At 57.4% G+C, this 3966-nt stretch carries 3 protein-coding genes and 1 pseudogene; 1 reads left to right on the forward strand and 3 read right to left on the reverse strand.

Translation table 11 applies throughout. From position 1 onward, the window contains the following. The first annotated feature begins 813 nt into the window (after window positions 1–813). Complete coding sequence (locus E5W70_RS31300; protein ID WP_292665120.1) at window positions 814–1005, forward strand: hypothetical protein; 192 nt, start codon at window positions 814–816, stop codon at window positions 1003–1005. A gap of 513 nt (window positions 1006–1518) precedes the next feature. Here E5W70_RS31300 and E5W70_RS31305 read toward each other — a convergent pair. The 3 genes and pseudogenes from E5W70_RS31305 to E5W70_RS31315 all read right to left on the reverse strand — a co-directional run. Continuing rightward, a complete protein-coding gene (locus tag E5W70_RS31305) occupies window positions 1519–1767 on the reverse strand; it encodes a hypothetical protein (protein WP_292665121.1) in 249 nt (82 codons plus the stop codon). Between the two features lie 281 nt (window positions 1768–2048). After that, the gene (locus E5W70_RS31310; RefSeq protein ID WP_292665122.1) at window positions 2049–3575 is read right to left on the reverse strand and encodes a hypothetical protein; all 1527 of its coding nucleotides are present in this window, start codon (window positions 3573–3575) and stop codon (window positions 2049–2051) included. A 112-nt stretch (window positions 3576–3687) separates the two neighbouring features. After that, window positions 3688–3966, reverse strand: a pseudogene (locus E5W70_RS31315) (ferritin-like domain-containing protein); the annotation flags it as partial.

Below are 3966 nucleotides of genomic sequence, written 5' to 3' on the forward strand. Positions count from 1 at the left end.
TCACCGTCGGCTTGCAGCGGCCGCAGTCGAATTTCAGCTTCAGTGGATCGACGCCACCATACACCATCATCAGGTCGGCGAGGGCGATGACGCGCCAACATTTTGCAGTCGAGCGTTCGCAATAGGCCGAAAAAAAATCAATAAGTCGTGCAGTTCACGATGCTGCCGAAGCGGTTGCAAGTTGTTGTTTTCGGCTGACTGTTTTGCATGTTGGTAAACGCCGCATTCGCCCTGGCAGATGCCCTGCCGCGAGACGAAATGGATTCGTTTTGGATGCATTGGGCCATGGCTGGGGTCCTTGGCTCAAAGCCGTATGTGACGCATCGGTTCCGGAAGTAGGTTGCCTGCTCCGCCTGTGGTGTGGTGGCAAACCAAGCCGGTGAGCCAGGCAGCGCAATGTGATATCCCCCTACTCACACTCAACGTCAAAAGCTTCGTCCTCGCAAGGGCGCGATTGACGATAGCAGGAGGAAGTGGCTACGGCCCGATCCCGCTAACCGCGCGGTTTGGCCTTCGGTTGATGGGTGCTTTCTGCCGGGTTTGCAGCCAATATTGCAGATCGCCGGTCTCTGAGCCAAAGGGACTTTCTTCTTGCGACTAGCTCGGCACGGTCGTCCTCAGCGGTCGCTCGACCATGCATAGCAGCAATGGCAAAGTCGGCTCTGTTCGTTCGATAGTCTTCCTTTTGCACGGCCATCGTTTTCTTCCTATTCGTGGCCCCTCTTTGCCCTGGCGGGGGATTAGCTGCCGGTGCATTGCGCGAGTCAATCAAAATAAGCACTCCGCAGTCGCGCCTACATTTCGTTGTTTTCAATGATGCCGGCCATCGACCTGCTGGAGGCACCGGCCGCTTACGAGCCCGATGAAGGCGGGGAAGATGATCCGAATATCCTGATGGCTCAAGGGCAGGCATTTTCGTCTGTGATGGAAGGGGCGGCGAGATCTGAGGGCGCTTATCTAAATTTTCGGCCGCTGATCGGTGATGCTGTCCGCTTGGCTGGGTAACGCCCAGCGTGGAATTAGGGGTATTTGCTGCCTGCAAGCTGTCTGGCGCGGCCTTCGGCAGTTGGCGATTTGCGCGTGAGCGGGGTACACCTGACCACCAGTTGTCCTGTACGAATAACATATTCCAGACAGGCCTTATTTGGGGTGTCTAGTATACAAGCATTGACGTGGGACTGATGCACTTAGTTCAGCCTCGGCACGATCTCGGTAGCATGACCATCAATGAGATTTGGGCGTCTCTCTACGGCTTTTGTAAGAGAAATCCCGACAAACGGGTTATGCAAGGGATGATAGAGATCATGGACAGGATGAAGCGAGAAGCGCCGTGAGGGAGCGGTTCGTTACCGGATTCCAAAACGGACTGGCACACCCGGTTGAATCGGATGCTCAGAACAGCGTCTGAACAGCATTGCTACTCGTCAGAGTGGGTGAGCGCCTCAGGCCACCCATTTTTTCACTCGCTATCGGGCAAGGTGGCGAGTGCCGGTGCATGCCGGCCAGCTCCTGAGGGCGTCAAGAAGCGACCTGCGACGCAGTGCCGGCCTGCTTGGTGAAGTCATGGCGACGCGCGCGAACATGTGCCAGCAAATTCACTTCATTGACCACGCCAGATTGAAACAGAGACAGCGTGGTCGAGGCCAGAATCTGGCTGTCTACCGAGGTGCTGTACGATTTGGCGTCGGCGGCTATCTGGTCGACAACCCGCTGGCAGATCGCTCGATCTTTAGGTCTAAGGAACTGACTTTTCGGTGCTCGTGGCATCTCGACGCCTTTAAGGGGGAAGTTACTGTGTTCCCCACGCGACGGATGCGTGGGTCTCCGCGAAGGGACCCTAAACGCATTCAGACAGATAATTGCCATTCGTTTGAGTGGTGCCGATGTCCCGAAGCCTTGCCCAGCGTGTCGATCGGATCGTGCGCCATGAGAACAGAAAGGACATTTTTGATCGTCAACACCGGCTGTGGAATCTTTCCTCTAGAGCACCAGCGCTTGGCCCGTGTGGGTGATTGCCAGCGGAAGAGCATTGTTTTGCTAGCTGGACCTTAGTTTTTGGGGCGGGAAACGTTGTTGTTGCGGTCAAGCATCGTCAACGCACCGAATAGGACGACAAAACCGGCGATGCCCATCCATCCGACGATCTGGCGCGTCCGCTCCTGCTGCTCGGGCATTTCAAGCGCGTCGACTTTTGGCCACATCACATTGATGTAGCCGTCTGGCTCGGCGGTCAGGGCTTTGTCTTCCGTGTCGATTTCGAGCATTACGCCTTGGATAGTACCTTCGGTAAGAACCATGAGATGGGCTGGAGCTGCTCGTGCGATCACTTCGCCGTTGCGGCTGACCTCCGCCCATCCCCAGAGGGCGATTTCCGGCCGCATCTTCGGCAGCTTGCTGGTGCCGATGCCGGTATTGCCATGCATCTCGTGCTCATAGACTGCGCCCGACCAGGTCGTGTAACTTCCGAGCGGGTGCCGCGGCATCGGCTTGTCGATCTTGACAGCATACCTGACGTCACCGGCGGTGAATTCGGCCGAGACCTGCACGTCATCAGTGTTCTGGACGTGCGACCAGCGGTTGCCCATCTCCACGGTTTGGATTGCAATGGTGCCGTTCATCGGCACAGTGCTTGTCATGGCGAACGGATCCGTGCCTGTTACCCGGAGCCCTTCGCCTGAGGCCCGTGCAGTCGCAACCAAGCCGTCAGTGCCCTTCGATTGGGCGGCGGCAGGGTCGGGAGGAACACCGAGCAGGCCTGCTAACACGCCGATCCCGGCAACGCCGATCATGCGCCGCTTGTTCATCAACCAAACGCCAATCCACCAGCCGATCAGTGCTGAAACGAAACCGCCGGGAAACGACAGCCACCAGAGATCGCTGTAGCCGGAATAATACGGCTGATCCAATGGCAAGCCGCGCGGTCCAAGATACATGCTGTAGGTGGTCCAGACGAGGGCGAGCATGAGCGCGCCGACAGCCCAGCCAACCGGGCGGAAGCCGGCATAGGCCGTCCAGACACAGACAAAAACGAATGTGATCAGAAGGCGCTGGACGAAAAAGGTGATGCCAGGAAAGTCGCGCAGCAGCACCGCTTGGCTCACAATACCGTCTAATGCGACGATGATAACAGCTGTGATCAGCCCATAGACAACGAACCGCCAGGTCTCCCCGCGTTCAGTCTCAAAGGCCGAATGATTGCGTCGCCACAGCCACAGCGCCATCAGATATCCGCCGAGTATCGCCAGAAAATGCACCGGCACGCCGGTAACCCAGAGGTGATTGAAATCGAGCCACTCGGGTTCCTGCGGCAGCCCAACCGGGGCCAGCCACTGGTAGTAGATTTCCAAAATGGCCGTGTGGACCGCAGTCAGGATCAGGCCGGGCACAATGCCAATGCCGAGAAAGGCCGTGCCGAACAGAAAGACCGTGGTGATCAGGAAGGTCTTTGTGATCCAGTATGTCCAGTAGGGATCGTTCTCCCAGAGCAGGCCGTGGGCGATGGAGGCGTCCACGAAGATGGCTGAAAAGCCGACGAGAATGCTGAACTTTATTGTATCTTTTGCGAGCAGAAACATAACGCACTCCCGCATTGCGCGATATTAACGCCGTGACGTTAGGTAAGTTCCGAGGGCTGGTGCATGCCCAGCCCATCGGCCTGCCGGCGTACGCTTATCGTTCGCAATCCGCTCAGGTGCTCTTGAGCGTGCCGTTCATTCCTTCCGGATAGAAGCCGCCCTTGCTCACTCCGTCCTTGTCGGTGAGGTAAACGATCCTAAGCACCTCCTGCGGCGTTCTGGTGAATGCGATCGCATCTGGCGTCGAGGGAACGATGTTGGCTTTTCCGTCCACCTGGATACCCTGGTCCTTATCGTCCGATCCGTCGATTTTGTCTCGGCCATCCGAAACAGCGTTGGCAGCCTTCCAGGCCTCCTCGCCCTTCCGGTATAGCGTCGATCGCGCCATACC

This window comes from Mesorhizobium sp. (assembly GCF_005063415.1).
GTDB lineage: Bacteria > Pseudomonadota > Alphaproteobacteria > Rhizobiales > Rhizobiaceae > Mesorhizobium.

Coding starts and splice junctions, on each gene's coding strand:
- E5W70_RS31310 (WP_292665122.1), bottom strand. CDS start 3,575: ATGTTTCTGCTCGCAAAAGATACAATAAAGTTCAGCATTCTCGTCGGC.
- E5W70_RS31305 (WP_292665121.1), bottom strand. CDS start 1,767: ATGCCACGAGCACCGAAAAGTCAGTTCCTTAGACCTAAAGATCGAGCG.
- E5W70_RS31300 (WP_292665120.1), top strand. CDS start 814: ATGATGCCGGCCATCGACCTGCTGGAGGCACCGGCCGCTTACGAGCCC.